The following is a 16,152-nucleotide window of genomic DNA, read 5'->3' on the forward strand; positions in this document are numbered from 1 at the left end:
ACTCGAAATGTGTTGCCTTTGATGGACTGGAAGTTGAGGCAGTACAGCCAGATTGTTTTGCATTGCTCAGGCCTGATGCCGCCACGAAGTCTGCGCCAGGCGACGCGCGTTGGCTTCGGCGTAGGCCGGCCCGCATGCGCGCGGTAGATAGCGCCCTGCGCCGCGCTCGGCGCGCAAGTCGCCATCGGTCCAGACCAGCTTGCCGTTGGCGATGGTGTGCACGGCGATGCCGGTGACCGTGCGGCCCTCGAACACATTGAAATCGATGTTCTGATGGTGGGTCTTGGCGGATATCGTTCGCGACGCCTGCGCGTCCCATACCACCAGATCCGCATCGGCCCCCACACGCACCGCACCCTTGCGTGGATACAGATTGAAGATCTGTGCGGCATTGGTGGAGGTGACCCGCACGAACTCACTGGGGGTCAGTCGGCCACTGCCCACGCCGTAGTGCCACAACACTGACATGCGATCTTCGATGCCGGCGCAGCCATTGGGAATCTTGGTGAAATCGTTCTTGCCGGCGGCTTTCTGCGGCGCGCAGAAACAGCAGTGATCGGTGGCGGTGGTTTGCAGATGTCCGGCCTGCAGGCCCTGCCAGAGCGCATCCTGATGATGCTTCGGTCGGAACGGGGGGCTCATGACATGGCCCGCCGCGAAGGTGAAATCCTCGCTTTGATAGACACTTTCGTCGATCAACAGGTGACCGGCCAACACTTCGCCGAACACTCGTTGACCTTCGCCACGCGCGCGGGCAATGGCATTCAGCGACTCCTCGCAGGAAACATGCACAACGTAGATCGGTGTGCCCAGCACCTCGGCGATGCGGATGGCACGGTTGGCTGCTTCGCCTTCTACCGCAGGGGGTCGCGAGAGCGGGTGTGACGACGGCCCAGTCATGCCCTTGTCGAGCAGCTGCTTCTGCAGCTGGAATACCAACTCACCATTTTCGGCATGCACGGTCGGTAGCGCACCCAGCTCAATGCAGCGGCTGAAGCTGTTCACCAAGGCCTCGTCGTCGCACATGATGGCGTTCTTGTACGCCATGAAGTGCTTGAAGCTCTGAACGCCATGTTCGGTTGCCAGAACGCCCATGTCGCGATGCACGGTCTCGTCCCACCAGGTCACGGCGACATGAAACGCGTAGTCGCCCGCCGCCTTTTCAGCCCAGCCGCGCCAGGTGTTGAATGCCTCCATCAACGACTGCTGTGGGTTGGGTATCACGAAGTCGATGATCGAGGTGGTGCCGCCAGCGATGCCGGCCGCCGTGCCTGAGAAGAAATCGTCGCTGGCAATCGTGCCCATGAAGGGTAGTTGCATGTGGGTGTGCGGGTCGATACCACCCGGCATCACCAGACAGCCACCGGCTTCGACGATCTGACATCCGGTGGGCGCCGCGAGATCCTCGCCGATGGCCACAATACGGCCGTTCTGGCACAAGACGTCAGCGCGATAGCTGGTTTCAGAATCGACGACCGTTCCGCCGCGAATCAACAAGTTCATGACCAGCCTCCACAAGACGAATTCAGAGCGACAGCTTTAGCGCAAAGCCGATTAGGGTGCAAGAAGCGAGTCCAGGCTTGGCTTGGGCGAACATTTCAGCCTGGGAATGCCCTTATCGCGACCGCGGACTTAGCAGGTAGTAAAGACTTCCCGCAACCAGGAGTCCAACGAACCAGGCATAGGCATAGATGGTCTCGAACACCGTGGGCACCGAGGCTACGAAGCCCGCTGCCTTCAAGAAGCCCGGAAGATTCGGCAGCACGCCAGCAACCAGGGCCAGCAAGGCAATTAGGTTCCAACCACCGCGATAGCCATAGGGCCCACGGTGGTTGAACAGGCCGTCACGATCGAGTTCGGTGCGGCGGATCAGGTAGTAATCGACCAACATGATGCCGGCAATGGGTCCCAACAAGGCCGAATAGCCGATCAACCAGGTAAAGATATAGGCACCGGTGGTTTCCAGCAGCTTCCACGGAAAGATCGCAATGCCGATGCCCGCTGTGATGTAGCCACCCATGCGAAAGGAAATCTTGCCCGGCGCCAGATTGGAAAATCCATTGGCTGGGGCTACCACGTTTGCCGCCAAGTTGGTCGTTAAGGTCGCCAGTACCAGGGCCAGCAGTGCAATCACCACGCCGACCCCGCCCAGGCGGCCGGCGAGTGCAACCGGATCCCAAATCGCTTCGCCGTAGATCAATACAGTGGCCGAGGTCACCGCCACGCCAATAAAGGCCAACAAAGCCATCGGAATCGGCAATCCGATCATCTGCCCTAACATCTGGTCGCGTTGTGACTTGGCGTAGCGGGTGAAGTCAGGAATATTCAACGCCAAGGTGGCCCAGAATCCGACCATGGCGGTCAAGGACGGCCAGAACACCGAAGCAAACTGTCCCTCACGTGGGCCGCCCGCAGCGAATTGCGACGGTGCAGACAGCATGGGGCCGAAGCCGTCGGCCGCGATGTAGGCCCAGAGCAGCAATCCCAGGCACATCAGTATCAGCAAGGGCGCGGCCAGCAACTCAAGCCAGCGAATCGACTCAGTGCCTTGTCGAATGAACAGCACATGCAGCGCCCAGAACGCCAGGAAACAAAGGGTTTGACCGATGTCGATGCCAAGCAGCGGCAGCTTTGAACCGGCAATGGCGTTGTCGCTGAGCACATTGACTATGGTGTAGATGGCGGCTCCACCGACCCAGGTCTGAATGCCGAACCAGCCGCAGGCCACCAGACCACGCAGTACGGCGGGCAATTTGGCGCCGCGCGTGCCGAACGAGGCGCGCAGCAGCACGGGAAACGGGATGCCATGCTTCGTTCCTGCGTGGCCAATCAACAGCATCGGCACCAGCACAATGACATTGGCCAGGAATACGGTGAACACGGCCTCGTTCCAGGACATGCCTTCACTGATCAGGCCGGCGGCCAGCATATAGGCCGGCACACACACCACCATGCCCACCCACAATGCCGCGATCGCTTTCCAATCCCAGTGTCGATCAGACTGAGCGGTGGGCAACAGATCCTGATTGACCAGATCGCCATCGCCTTGCGGCTGCGTGCTTTGAGATGTTGCCGACATCGGTGCCTCCGGTGGAGCGGTTGAAGGATGCTTGGGTGCGGGATGATTGTGAATTCCACTTTTCAAATGTTGCGAAGGGCGATCTACAGGTTTCTATGTTTTCCGCATCTCCATGAGCCGGCATCGTAACTTGTTGATTCGCGGAGCTCGCGCTTTGCTCCCCTCTCCCCTGGAGGGCGGGGTGAGGGGGCGAGGTGCCGGAAATTCCCCCTCACCCCAACCCCTCTCCCTCCAGGGGAGAGGGGCTTCGTAGCGCGCTTTCCCCGCAGGGAAAGGCGCTTGTAGCGACAGTTACTTGATCGGAACGATCAAGATCTATCGCCCGCAGAGATTAACAAGTGACTTGCTCACGAGGCATGCAATCTCCGCCTTGATGCCCGGGATGCGAAGCTGCGTTCATCAAATCGCCTTGTCGGTCTTGCGCATCGGGTTGTTGGGGTGGGTAGTCCAGTCGGCGAAGCCGCCGTCATCAACCCGTTGCATGGTGATGCATTTATCCACCGGGCAAACATGCATGCACAAATTGCAGCCGACGCATTCGGCGTCCACCACTTCAAACAAGCGAACGCCGTTTTTCTCTTTGGTAATCGCCTGGTGCGCGGTGTCTTCGCAGGCGATGTGGCAGAGCCCGCACTTGATGCACTTGTCCTGATCGATGCGGGCCTTGATGTCGTAGTTGAGGTTGAGGAATTGCCAATCGGTAACGTTCGGGATCGCCTTGCCGACAAAATCATCCAGAGTGCGGTAGCCCTTGCTGTCCATCCAATTGGACAAACCCGAGATCATGTCCTCGACGATGCGAAAACCGTAATGCATTGCTGCTGTGCACACCTGCACCGACCCCGAGCCCAGGGCCATGAACTCGGCTGCATCCTGCCAGGTACCGATTCCGCCGATGCCGCTGATCGGTTTGCGGTGAGTTTCGGGGTCGCGGGCGATCTCGGCCACCATATTGAGCGCGATGGGGCGAACGGCCGGGCCGCAATAGCCGCCGTGCGTTCCTTTGCCATCCACCGTCGGCGTCGGCGCCATCAAATCCAGGTCTACTGACACAATGGAGTTGATGGTGTTGATCAGCGACACCGCGTCGGCGCCGCCCTTGAACGCAGCGCGAGCCGGGGCGCGTATGTCAGTGATATTGGGCGTTAGCTTTACGATGCAGGGCAGCTTCGAATGCTGCTTGACCCAGCGCGCCACCATTTCGATGTATTCAGGCACCTGGCCCACGGCCGAACCCATGCCGCGCTCGCTCATGCCGTGCGGGCAGCCGAAATTCAACTCCACCGCATCGGCGCCGGTGTCTTCGACTTGCGCCAGTATCGATTTCCACGATTCCTCGTCGCAGGGCACCATCAGCGAGACGATCATGGCGCGGTCCGGCCAGTCGCGCTTGATCTGACGTATTTCGGCCAGGTTAACCGCCAGCGGTCGATCGGTAATCAACTCGATATTGTTTAAGCCGGCGATGCGCTGGCCATTCCATTGCACCGCGCCGTAGCGTGAGCTGACGTTGACCACCGGTGGATCCAGCCCCAGGGTTTTCCATACCACGCCGCCCCAGCCGGCCTCGAATGCGCGGTTGACGTTGTACGCCTTGTCAGTCGGCGGTGCCGAAGCCAACCAGAACGGATTCGGCGAACGGATGCCAGCAAAATTGCAAGTCAAATCAGCCATGCGTCTTCTCCGTTGCCAAGAAGCGGTCAATCGCCTGCGCTGCCCGCTTGCCGTCTTCCACCGCCTGAACGGTAAGATCCACCTTGCCGCCGACGCAGTCGCCGCCGGCCCACACCTTGCTCAATGAGGTGGCGTAGTTCGAGTCCACCACGATGCGGCCTCCCTTGGTGGCCAACACTTCGTGTTGGCCCGCCTGCAGTGGGGCGGAAACCAACACCTGTCCGATGGCTTTCAGCGCAACATCGGCGTCGAGCGTGAAGTGTTCCCCGCTGCCCCGTGCCTTGCCGTTGGCATCGGCTTCGGTGTACTCAAATTCGACCGCCGACAACTTGCCATCGACGCCGATAAACCTGCTCGGCTGCGCCCACTCGATCACGTGTACGCCTTGCTCTTTGACGAAGGCCTGTTCGTGGGCGGTGGCGCTCATCGAGGCGGCGCCCCGGCGGTAGACCATATACACCCATTCGGCGCCAAGCTTCTTGCTCTGCACCGCAGCATCAACCGCGGTATTGCCACCCCCGATGATCACCACACGGCGTCCCACTGGCATCTGTTGCAGATCCTCGCACTGACGCAATTGCGCAATCATGTCGACCGCATTGGCCACGCCGCTAAGCTGCTCACCCTCGATGCCGAGGGCATTCACCCCGGCCAATCCCATGCCCAGAAAGACTGCGTCGTACTCAGCACGTAGTTCCGCCAATGACAGGTTCTTGCCGAGTTCACGGTCGCTGACGATTTCGATGCCGCCAATCGACAGCAGCCATTGAATTTCCCGCTGCGCGAAGTCGGGCACCTTGTAGGCGGCGATGCCGTATTCATTGAGCCCACCGGCTTTTGGCTGGCGGTCGAATACCTGTACCTGGTGCCCGCGCAGCGACAGGGCATGCGCGCAGGCGAGGCCAGCCGGGCCGGCGCCGACCACCGCTATCTTCTTGCCGCTGTCGCTGGCGCGCTGAAACAGCGCAGCATTTTCTTCAAACACCCAGTCGGTGCCGTAGCGCTGCAGGGCGCTGATTTCGACCGGTTTGTCTTCGTCGGTGTTGCGAACGCAGACACCCTCACAAAGAATCTCGGTCGGACACACCCGAGCACAGATGCCGCCAAAAATGTTGGCTGACAAAATGGTCTCGGCCGCGCCGCGCAAGTTGTCCGTGCTGATGCTGCGAATAAAGCCCGGAATGTCGATGCCGGTAGGGCAGGCGGTGATGCAGGGCGCGTCGTAGCAGTAATAACAACGCTGCGATTCGATCAACGCCCGCTGCCGATTGAGCGGCGGTGCGACATCCTCAAATGCGGCGGCCAGCTCTTCGCTGGAACGGCGTGCCGCGGCGATATCGCCAACTTGCTTTCTTGCCATGTGTTTCCCCATTGCATCCCGCTCTCAAAAGACCTGCACAGCTTCCCCGAAGCCAGTACGTGTCGACTTTACTATCGTCCTGCACGCTCCAACATTGCGTGCAGCAATACATTGCAGCCCGCCTCAATCCACTCGGGCTTGGCGTCTTCCACTTCGTTGTGACTGATGCCGTCCACGCAGGGCACAAACACCATCGAAGTGGGGGCCACTTGCGCCAGATAGCAGGCATCGTGACCGGCACCCGACACCATGTCGCGGTGCGAATAGCCAAAGAGTTCGGCAGCCGCGCGCACCGAGGCGACGCAATCAGCATCGAAGGCCACCGGCTTGTAATAGAAAATCTGTTCCAGCGTGCTGGTCTCGACTCGGGTGTGCTCGGCAATGCGTGCAATGCCAGCTCGCAATTCGGCATCCATCCGACTTAACACTTCGTCTTCCGGGTGACGCAGATCGACAGTGAAAAACACCCGACCCGGAATCACGTTGCGCGAATTCGGATGCACCTGCAGCATGCCCACGGTGGCGCAGGCAAACGGGGCATGCGCATGGCCGATCTGGTTGACCAGATCAATCACCCGCGCTGCCGCCAGCAAGGCGTCTTTGCGGCGCGGCATGGGTGTCGGGCCGGCATGCGACTCCTGACCGGTAAACACCACCTCATACCAGCGTTGCCCTTGGGCATGACTGACCACGCCGATGGTCTTGTTTTCTGCCTCCAGAATCGGGCCTTGCTCGATGTGTAACTCGAAAGCCGCGTGAATATCGCGGCCCCCTACCGGCAGATCACCGGCATAGCCAATCCGCTGCAGCTCCTCGCCCATGGTCTTGCCATCGATATCAGTGCGCGACAGACCGTATTCCAGCGTGAACACCCCAGCGAACACGCCGGACGACACCATGGCAGGCGCAAAGCGTGATCCCTCCTCATTGGTCCAGATCACCACTTCGATCGGTCGATCGGTTTCGATGCCGTGGTCGTTCAGCGAGCGAATCACCTCCAGACCGCCCAGCACGCCATAGATGCCGTCAAAGCGGCCGCCGGTGGGCTGCGAATCGGCGTGCGAGCCGGTGATCACGGGGGCCAGACTGTTGTCGCGGCCCGCGCGACGCGCAAACACATTGCCCATCTGGTCGACACTGATGCTGCAACCGGCTTGCTTGGCCCAGGTCACAAACAGGTCGCGGCCTTGCTTGTCGAGGTCGGTCAAGGCAAGACGACACACGCCGCCTTTCTCGGTTGCCCCGATCTTGGCCATTTCCATCAAACTGTCCCACAGGCGTTGACCATTCACGCGAAGGGGTGGAACAGCCTGTTCACGCGCGAAGTGTTCTGGTGCAGCATTCATTGCAGATCCTCTCCCGATCGGCTAACGCAACGTTTCCACTATTGAGATTTACGCATTGCGAGACAGGTTGGAAGCTCCCCTCTCCCCTTGCGGGAGAGGGGCCGGGGGAGAGGGGTAGGCGAAGCCATAGGCTCTCATTTCCCCCTCACCCCAACCCCTCTCCCGCGAGGGGAGAGGGGCTTTACAGCGCAGTCTCTCAATTCGGAAACCTCAAAAATGCTCGATTACAATCCTCAGCCGTTGGTGGGCATCACAAATTGCGCACCGGCGCGAATACTGGTTGGCCAGCGCGAAGTCACCGCTTTTAGCTTGGTGTAGAAGCGCACGCCCTCGGGGCCGTAGACATGATGGTCGCCAAACAGCGAGGCCTTCCAGCCACCGAAGCTGTGAAAGGCCGCCGGCACCGGAATCGGCACATTGATACCGACCATGCCGACCTGCACCCGTTGCACAAAGTCGCGTGCGGCATCGCCATCGCGAGTAAACAGGGCGGTGCCATTGCCGTATTCGTGCGCATTGACGCGCGTCAGGGCTTCCTCGTAGCTGGCGACCCGCATAATCTGCAGCACCGGCCCGAAAATTTCTTCCTTGTACACCCGCATGTCCGGTTGCACCTTGTCGAACAGGCAGCCGCCGAGGAAGAAGCCGCTCTCGTGGCCTTTTACTTGCACGCCACGGCCATCAACCACTAGTTCCGCACCTTCGGCGACGCCGCTATCGACATAGCCGCGTACGCGATCGCGATGGATGTCGGTGATAAGGGGACCCATATCGACATCTTCACCGCCGGGGCCGATCTTCAGCGCCCTGACCCGCGGTGCCAGCCTGGCGATCAACTGATCCGCCACCTCGTCGCCCACCGCCACCGCCACCGAGATCGCCATGCAGCGTTCGCCGGCTGAACCGTAGCCCGCTCCCATCAAGGCGTCGGCGGCCTGGTCCAGATCGGCGTCGGGCATGATCACCATGTGATTCTTGGCACCGCCCAAGGCCTGCACTCGCTTGCCGTGACGGCAACCGGTTTCATAGATGTATTTGGCAATCGGTGTGGAGCCGACGAAGCTCACCGCATTGATCTCGGGGTGTTCCAGAATCGCATCCACGGCGCGCTTGTCACCGTGCACCACGTTGAACACGCCGTCGGGCAATCCGGCCTGCTTCAACCAATCCGCCAGCATCAAGGAGGCCGACGGATCGCGTTCCGATGGCTTCAGAATGAAGCAGTTGCCGCAGGCGATGGCGATGGGAAACATCCACAGCGGAACCATGGCGGGAAAATTGAATGGCGTAATGCCGGCCACCACGCCCAGCGGTTGCCGCACCGAGCAGGCGTCGATGGCGCTGCCGACGTTCTCGGTGAACTCGCCTTTGAGCAAGTGGGGAATGCCGCAGGCAAACTCGACCACTTCCAGGCCGCGTGCCACTTCGCCCAGCGCGTCGCTATGGGTCTTGCCATGTTCGGCGGTGAGCTGCGCGGCCAGGGCGTCAGCATTGGCCTCGATCAGCTCGCGCAACTTGAACATCACCTTGGCGCGTCGCACCGGCGGCGTGGCCGCCCAGGCCGGGAACGCCGCCCGGGCGGCGCTAACTGCCAGGTCCACCGTCGCGGCCGTCGCCATGGGCAGCTCGCCGGTCTGTTGGCCGGTGGCGGGGTTGAACACCTTGCCCATTTCGCTGCCATCGCCTGCCACTCGCTGGCCATTGATGTAGTGCGGAATGCGTTGCGGTTGGGTGTTGACCACCCCCTGAAGCTTTTGCACGGGAACGCTCATGCGTGTCTCCCAAGTGAGGCGCGGGTAAGGCGCGTTAAGTAGGGCCCAGGCTCAGGCGACCGCGCGTATCGACGCGCGCAAGGCCTCGATCAGGGCGTGGATTTCGGTCGGCGTGCTGATCACCGGCGGGCCGAGCGCGATGGTGTCGGCAGTAAAGCGCACCAGGAAGCCGCGTTTCAACGCGTCCTCGAACAAGCGTACCGCGCGCAGTCCGGGTTGGCCCGGCAACGGTGTCAGGTCGATGGCTGCCGCTCCCACGCAGTTGCGGATGTCGATCACATTGGGTTCGCCGCGCAGCGAATGCACCCCGTCTTCGAGAAGTTTGCCGAGCTCGGCAAAGCGCTGCGGCACTTCGTCTTGGGCCAAGATATCCAAGGTGGCGTGTGCTGCGGCCACCGCCAAGGGATGCCCTGAATAGGTGTAGCCATGGAACAGCTCCACCGCATGCGCGGGGCCCTGCATGAAGGTGTCGTAGATCGACTGATCGGCAATCACGCCGCCCATCGGCACCGTGCCGTTGTTGACGCCCTTGGCAAACACCAGCAAGTCAGGGGTGACATCGAACGCCTGAGCGCCAAACCAGCTGCCCATGCGACCGAATCCGGTAATCACCTCGTCAAAGATCAACAGGATGCCGTGCTTGCTGCAGATCTCGCGCAGCCGCTTCAGATAGCCCTGCGGCGGCGGGATCACGCCCACCGATCCCTGCATCGGTTCAACGATCACCGCCGCAATGGTCGACGCATCGTGCAGGGCAACGATGCGTTCAAGCTCGTCGGCCAGGTGGGCTCCCCAGCTCGGCAGTCCGCGCGAAAATGCGGTCTCCGCCGGATTGTGGGTATGCGGCAAATGATCGACGCCGCTGAGCATGGCGGGTGCGAACATCTTGCGATTGGCCACCATGCCGCCGACCGAAATGCCGCCGAAACCGACTCCGTGATAGGCCTTCTCGCGACCAATAAAGCGCGTGCGCGAGGCCTCGCCGCGCAGGCGATGGTAGGCCAGGGCGATTTTCAGCGCGGTGTCGACGCCTTCGGAACCGGAGTTGGTGAAGAACACCCGGTTTAGCTGTCCTGGCGCCTGTTCGGCGATGCGCTGGGCCAACTTGAAGGTGGCCGGGCTGCTGATCTGGAACGCAGGCACGTAGTCGGCGACATCGAGTTGTCGCTTGACCGCTTCGGTGATACGCGGGTCGCCGTGACCCAGCCCGCAGCACCACAGGCCAGATAGGCCGTCGAACAGTTGCTGTCCCTCGACCGTGGTGTAGTAGGCGCCCTTGGCGCTGGCCATCAAACGGTCGAGCGGTCGATGCTGCTTGAAGTAGCGGTTATGAGTGAAGGGCATCCAGTACGGATCGAAATCCAGATCCGTCACCGCTGCCGGTGAGCTGTTAGTTTGCGTCATTGCCTGCTGCGCCCCCTTGGCGCGTCGGGGCCGGCCAGCCCCTGATGTTTCTTGTGGTCGGGCACAACGTTAACCACGAATGCCACCACGCGTCCATAGCCTGGTGAGGTTGCGCTCCAGATGACCAAGCGAGCGGCTTCGTTCGATCGGATCTCGCATCCGCAACCCCGCTGTGCGCTACGCCCACAGCCGGCCCCTTAACTTAAGGGGCCTCCGAACCGCCAAAGCTGCTCCGAACAGATGTAGGGTGGGCCGTTCGACAGGCTCACGACAAGCCTGTGGCCCACCGTTGGCGACACGATGGTGCTCGCCGCCACCCACCCGGAATGTGCTGTTTTTCAAAAACTTGCTAGCTATTCGCCGATATCCTCGTTCCACAGCGCCGGCTTTTCGGCCATGAATCGACGCATCAATTCGATGCAGGTCGGGTCGTCCAGCACTTCCAGCGCCACGCCGCGGCTACTGAGCAGGGCTTCTTCGCCAAGGAAACTGCGATTCTCGCCGATCACCACACGCGGAATGCCATACAACAGGATGGCGCCACTGCACATCGGGCAGGGCGATAGCGTGGTGTAAAGCACGCATTCTCGATACACCGAAGCCGGCTGACGCCCAGCGTTCTCCAGTGCATCCATTTCGCCGTGCAGCACGGTCGAGCCCTTTTGCACCCGGCGATTGTGGCCGCGACCGATGATGATGCCGCGATGTACCAAGACCGACCCGATCGGAATCCCGCCTTCGGCCAGTCCAGCTTGAGCTTCGGCAATCGCCGCCTGCATGAATTCATCCATGTAATCCTCTCCATTCCTTGGCAGCGTTCGGAAACCGCCGAGTGCCTTGCCTGAACGAACAGTAGGGGTTTTCTCAGCATGTTGCTTGTTGCACTGCAGCAAAGGCCGGCGGCCGGTACGGGCCTGAATCGTGTAGGCGGGAAGGGGCTCCCGGCGCGATGGCCTTGACGATGCGCTCAGTCGAAGCGCACATTCAGCAACGTTGGGGCGCACTTGAGTTGACTCGAAAGTCGCCACAACAGCCCGAATGGGGGGCACGAGCGAATGGGCGTCAGCGCAAGAGTGCGGGCCTCAGCCGAGTTGGCGCCAATGGCGATGGCGCGCGCCGCTCGATTTGCGCTCGAAGTGCTGGTTGCCTGCCTCGTTACCCTGATCATTTCGTCAGTCTCTCAGGCCGCAGCGAACGAAGTGTTTCGCTCTGGATTCGAGCTCGAATCGTGGTTGGATCGAGCCGAGGTCCTCCCAGCCCCCAGCACGGTGTTGGACGCAGACGCGCTGCCTCAGGTTGGCATTCGCTGGAACGATGGCGAAAGTCTGACGGGGCCTTGGGTTTTGGTGTTGGACGGGGTGGAAATCGGCGCCTCCGCGGCGCACAGCCCCAGGGAGGTTATCCACACGGCGAGCACTCCATTGGCGGAGGGCCGACACCAGGCCGAGTTTCGCTATGGCAGTTTGGTGAAATCCTGGTCGTTCAGCACAAGGACAGACCCTGAAGTCCTGGATCTTTCTCCTTTCGGTCATGTTGAGGGGGATGACTCACAACCACCGATTCGTGCCGAATACACAGATGTCGGCTCTGGCATCCACCTCTCAAAAGTGCGCCTTGTCTTGGATGGCGTGGATGTTACCTCAGGGGCGGACATTCAAGAGGGAGGGCTGAGCTACACGCCTTCCACCCCATTGGCCGACGGCATCCATCGTGCGGACCTTCACTTGGAAGACCGGGCCGGCAACCAGGTATTGCGGCTGTGGGGATTTGTAACCGGCGCTGATCCGGAAATCTCGATTGAGTCTCCGAGCGAATCGCTTCTTCGCTATGCCGACCCGCTCGAAGTCCGGGCTCAGGTCAGTATCACTCGAGGGGCGCTTCGGCGAGATTCGTTGCGTCTGTTCTTGAACGAAACCGATATTGCCCCAGAGGCCGAGATCGAGTGGGATGGCGAACGGCGCGCCACAGTTCGATACGCACCGAGTGCGCCGCTCGCATCGGGTGCCTATCAGGTGGCGATTGATGTTGCCGCAGAGAGTGGCAAAAGTGCTTGGGCGCTGCGTGCGTTCGAGATCGACATTGAACATCAGTACCGGTTGGAGATGGTCGGCACCATCGAAGACTCGTACTCCTCCAGCATGCGAGTCGTGGCATTGGCCGAGTCCACCGCAGGCGCTCCAGGCACGATCCTGATTGCCGGCCAGGAGTCCGACGATCGAGTCCGCACGGAAGAGGGGGTTGAGTATTCCCGCGAGGTGAGCTTGACTCCGGGGCCGAATCTGATCGAGATCGTCGCGCAGTTTCCCGACGGTGAAACGCGGCGTATAGAGACGACGATCACGTATCACGCGCCGACGCAGATCGAGGTGTTGGTGCCGGCCGACCTATCGACCCTGGGTCCGATGCCCGCCGAGGGCAGCGCCACACCACCGGGCGGTGCGACGAACCTGACCGGCGCGGTCCAGCGTCCCGTCACCGTGCGTGGTCAGAGCAGTGCGCCGCTGACCGAAGTGCTGATTAACCAGCAGTTAGCGCAGCTGGCCGACGATGGATTGAGTTTCAGCTTTCCCGACTTTTTCTTGCACGAGGGCAGCAATCTGCTCTCCGTAGTGGGCACCGACCAACGCGGCCATACGGTGACTTCGCAAATCACTGTATTTGTAGATCACACAGCGCCCTTGCTGACTATCGAGTCGCCGAGTGAGCAGGCCATCACTTCGCAGGCCCACATTGATCTGCGCGGAACGGTCAATGATGCCGTCGAGGGGCTGATCGGGGCGCCAGAGCCGACGGTCACTGTGGACAACACCACCAATGGCGAAACCGTCACGGCGATCGTCAGCGACCGCGGCTACCTGGCCCTGAAGTTGCCGCTGGAGATCGGCCACAACGCGTTGCGGGTCTCCGCCACCGACGCCCAGGGCAATGCCCGAAGCCAGACCCGCGAGGTGGTGCGCATCGCGGTGGGCAGTGCACGTCTGACCCGTTTTGAAGGGCATAACCAACAGGGCGAAGTCGGCAGTGAATTGCCCGATCCGTTGTCGGTCCTGGCGCTGGATGCCGAGGGTTTGCCGCTGGTGAACCTGCCGGTGCGGTTCGATATCGTCCGCGGCTCGGGTTCCCTGCGCGGTGGCACCGAACCCGAGCGCTTTGATGGGGTAAACCTGTCGCGCAACCTGATCGTGCACACCGATGCCAGCGGCCAGGCCCAGGTGTGGCTGACCGTGGGCCGCGAAGCGCGGCCCGGCAGTGACGCGGTACGCGTCTGGAGTGAACAGATCGCCGAGGAGGTGATGTTCATGGCCAGTGCTGAGCGCGGAGCCGCCCAGCGCGTGTTCATCAACGGTGCCAGTGGCCTGCAGTACCTCAGCACCGACAGCCAACCGGTGGAAGCCCTGACCGCGGTGGTGGTAGATCAGTACCAGAACCGGCTGCCGAATGTCCCGGTGGAATTCAAGGTGATGCTGGGCTCGGCGCGCTTCAACGGCGTCGGCACCAGTGCGGACGGTCAAACGCAAACGGTGATGACCGATCGCAATGGCTTGGCTGCGGTACGCCCGATGAGTGGCAGTGAGCCGGGTCAGGTGGTGATCCAGGCCGAGGCGGTGGACGCAGATCGTCGGGTGGGCGGTGCGGCCTTTCAGCTGATGGTGTACGCGGCCACGGCGGGGCCGACGCAGTTCGCCGGCTTGGTGCAGGATCACATCGGAACGCCGTTGGCCGGCGTTCGACTCTCGATTGGGCGGACAGCGCTGACGGCGCTGAGTGACGAACGCGGGTACTTCCTGTTCAGTGATCAAGTGCCGCCCGGCAAGATCGACCTGTTTGTCGACGGCCGCGAGCTGCGCGTGGAGCGCAACGGCGAGTGGCTGGAATACCCGGCACTGCACTTCGAAACCGCGGTGGTCGTCGGTCAACTGAATCAGCTGCCGCATGCGGTGGTACTGCCGCCAATCAACCACGGCCAAGCGAAAATCGTTGGCGGCAACCAGGACGTCGAATTCACCCTGCCGGGCTGGGAGGGTTTCTCGATGCGGGTAAAGGCGAACAGCGTGACCTTCCCCGACGGCAGCCGAGAAGGCCCCTTGGTGGTGACCCCGGTGCATGCTGATCGCTTGCCGATGGTACCGCCCGGACCGGGCAGTCTGTTTATGGGTGTTGCCTGGACGATCCAGCCCACCAACACGCGGTTTGATCCCCCGATCGAGGTGCGGATACCCAACACCCTGGGCTTCAAGCCGGGCGAAACGGCGCCGGTGGTGCAGTGGGATCACGATCTGGCGATGTTTGTACCGATGGGCCGGGGCACGATCGACGAGTCCGGGACGCAATTGATCACCGACCCGGGGTCAGGAATCACCAAGGCGGGGTGGGGTGGTCCGGTGACCACACCGACGCCTGCGGCACCGGGGCCGACGGATGATACGGCGGAGAATCCGCCTGATTGTGATTGTGAAGACCGGCTGGGGTTAGAAGGAAAGTCAGATGAGGTTTGTCCTCCACTTTCTCCAGAATGCCCTACATTTGATATTTGCGACCGCTTGGGCTTGCCGCGCAAAGGTGGTAGGTCCACCGGCAGAATTGAGTTTGAGTTCGACGAAGTAGAAGATCTCACCCCGCCCGCCGGCGCAATTGCTGCCTACTATGCATATCCGGACCTGGCAAACACTCCTGGTCAAACTGTGTACGCCGACTGGAAGGTGGAACTGGATGCCTGGTGCTCCAAGCATCGTCAGTGGGAGTTTTCGGTGAAGCGTGTTGCTATAAAATCAAAGCTCGGCTGGCCGAAGAATCCCCGATTTGAAGAGCTCGACGCGACAAGGTTGTCAGGCTTTCTTGCGCAAGATACTCGCGAGAATTGCAAGTATGGTGAGCGAGCCGAACTGTCGTTGAAGTATTCCTACTCAAGCCACTATGAAGGCGTGCAGGGTGGTTTGCCGGACGGTCAAAATTCCGAAGTGGCTGCTCTTCTATCTCGTGGAGTGAGGGAATTGCCGCCTCCACTGGGCTGCACAAACAACTGTCAATGGGGTGCAAAGGCCGCAACGAAGGCCCACGAAGGTCAACATCATCGGAGGTTTAAGAATGACGTGTTCACCAGCAATGGATTGCAAAGACTAGTCGATCTAGTCGAGCGCAGAACAAGATTCCCTGTTCGCGAAGGTGATACCGTGGATGTAGCCATCAACGGCGCTGCCCTGAAGAATCGCATTCTCGAGTGGATTATCTCGATCCACGAGTTGGGTGTTGTTTCTGGAGAGTATGTGTTAGACCCCAATCAGCAAAGATACATCTACAAGCATATTCGTCCCGATGATTTTTATAACTGCTCTGTAAATTCACTCAAACCCACATGGGAAAGAATCAACTCTTCAAACCAAGCTTTAGGCTGCTCTAACAGGCTGCTGAAATACCTCCTCGCATCGTAAACTTGTCTCATCCTTCAGATACACCGCTGGCAAGGAAGCCCGATGCGCGGAGCCGATGTCTTCATGGAGCAGTTGTTCACGGTCCGTA

General features: G+C 60.8%; 9 protein-coding genes. 1 reads left to right on the plus strand and 8 read right to left on the minus strand.

Features of this window, described 5'->3' with window-relative positions:
• Window positions 1-66 precede the first annotated feature (66 nt).
• The 8 genes from hydA to IFO71_RS12595 form a co-directional block, all read right to left on the minus strand.
• Window positions 67-1,503: a dihydropyrimidinase gene (gene hydA, locus IFO71_RS12560; protein ID WP_192029983.1), complete on the minus strand. Its 1,437-nt coding sequence runs from the start codon at window positions 1,501-1,503 to the stop codon at window positions 67-69.
• Window positions 1,504-1,615: 112 nt separating this feature from the next.
• Window positions 1,616-3,079 (minus strand): NCS1 family nucleobase:cation symporter-1, encoded by a 1,464-nt coding sequence (locus IFO71_RS12565; RefSeq protein WP_192029984.1) that lies wholly within the window; start codon window positions 3,077-3,079, stop codon window positions 1,616-1,618.
• 399 nt (window positions 3,080-3,478) lie between these two features.
• Window positions 3,479-4,753 carry an NAD-dependent dihydropyrimidine dehydrogenase subunit PreA gene (preA, locus tag IFO71_RS12570; protein ID WP_192029985.1) on the minus strand — a complete coding sequence of 425 codons (1,275 nt, stop codon included), beginning with the start codon at window positions 4,751-4,753 and terminating at the stop codon, window positions 3,479-3,481.
• Window positions 4,746-6,113 (minus strand): NAD(P)-dependent oxidoreductase, encoded by a 1,368-nt coding sequence (locus IFO71_RS12575; RefSeq protein ID WP_192029986.1) that lies wholly within the window; start codon window positions 6,111-6,113, stop codon window positions 4,746-4,748. The genes preA and IFO71_RS12575 overlap by 8 nt, the downstream gene beginning before the upstream one ends.
• Window positions 6,114-6,184: 71 nt before the next feature.
• Window positions 6,185-7,459 (minus strand): Zn-dependent hydrolase, encoded by a 1,275-nt coding sequence (locus tag IFO71_RS12580; protein WP_192029987.1) that lies wholly within the window; start codon window positions 7,457-7,459, stop codon window positions 6,185-6,187.
• A 233-nt stretch (window positions 7,460-7,692) separates the two neighbouring features.
• Window positions 7,693-9,231, minus strand: a complete 1,539-nt coding sequence (locus IFO71_RS12585) for a CoA-acylating methylmalonate-semialdehyde dehydrogenase (protein ID WP_192029988.1) — start codon at window positions 9,229-9,231, stop codon at window positions 7,693-7,695.
• Window positions 9,232-9,282: 51 nt separating this feature from the next.
• Entirely contained in the window at window positions 9,283-10,635 is a 1,353-nt protein-coding gene (gene aptA / locus IFO71_RS12590) for an omega-aminotransferase AptA (RefSeq protein WP_192029989.1), read from the minus strand.
• A 353-nt stretch (window positions 10,636-10,988) separates the two neighbouring features.
• Window positions 10,989-11,426, minus strand: coding sequence for a nucleoside deaminase (locus IFO71_RS12595; protein ID WP_192029990.1), 438 nt, complete (start codon window positions 11,424-11,426; stop codon window positions 10,989-10,991).
• Between the two features lie 309 nt (window positions 11,427-11,735).
• On the opposite strand from IFO71_RS12595, the gene IFO71_RS12600 reads away from it, so the two are divergent.
• Window positions 11,736-16,064, plus strand: a complete 4,329-nt coding sequence (locus IFO71_RS12600; protein ID WP_192029991.1) for an Ig-like domain-containing protein — start codon at window positions 11,736-11,738, stop codon at window positions 16,062-16,064.
• Window positions 16,065-16,152 lie beyond the last annotated feature (88 nt).

Source organism: Pseudomarimonas arenosa, from assembly GCF_014841215.1.
GTDB lineage: Bacteria > Pseudomonadota > Gammaproteobacteria > Xanthomonadales > Xanthomonadaceae > Pseudomarimonas > Pseudomarimonas arenosa.

Bases quoted from the DNA above. Each gene is read 5' to 3' on its own strand.
- hydA (WP_192029983.1), bottom strand. From the start codon at position 1,503: ATGAACTTGTTGATTCGCGGCGGAACGGTCGTCGATTCTGAAACCAGC.
- IFO71_RS12565 (WP_192029984.1), bottom strand. From the start codon at position 3,079: ATGTCGGCAACATCTCAAAGCACGCAGCCGCAAGGCGATGGCGATCTG.
- preA (WP_192029985.1), bottom strand. From the start codon at position 4,753: ATGGCTGATTTGACTTGCAATTTTGCTGGCATCCGTTCGCCGAATCCG.
- IFO71_RS12575 (WP_192029986.1), bottom strand. From the start codon at position 6,113: ATGGCAAGAAAGCAAGTTGGCGATATCGCCGCGGCACGCCGTTCCAGC.
- IFO71_RS12580 (WP_192029987.1), bottom strand. From the start codon at position 7,459: ATGAATGCTGCACCAGAACACTTCGCGCGTGAACAGGCTGTTCCACCC.
- IFO71_RS12585 (WP_192029988.1), bottom strand. From the start codon at position 9,231: ATGAGCGTTCCCGTGCAAAAGCTTCAGGGGGTGGTCAACACCCAACCG.
- aptA (WP_192029989.1), bottom strand. From the start codon at position 10,635: ATGACGCAAACTAACAGCTCACCGGCAGCGGTGACGGATCTGGATTTC.
- IFO71_RS12595 (WP_192029990.1), bottom strand. From the start codon at position 11,426: ATGGATGAATTCATGCAGGCGGCGATTGCCGAAGCTCAAGCTGGACTG.
- IFO71_RS12600 (WP_192029991.1), top strand. From the start codon at position 11,736: ATGGCGATGGCGCGCGCCGCTCGATTTGCGCTCGAAGTGCTGGTTGCC.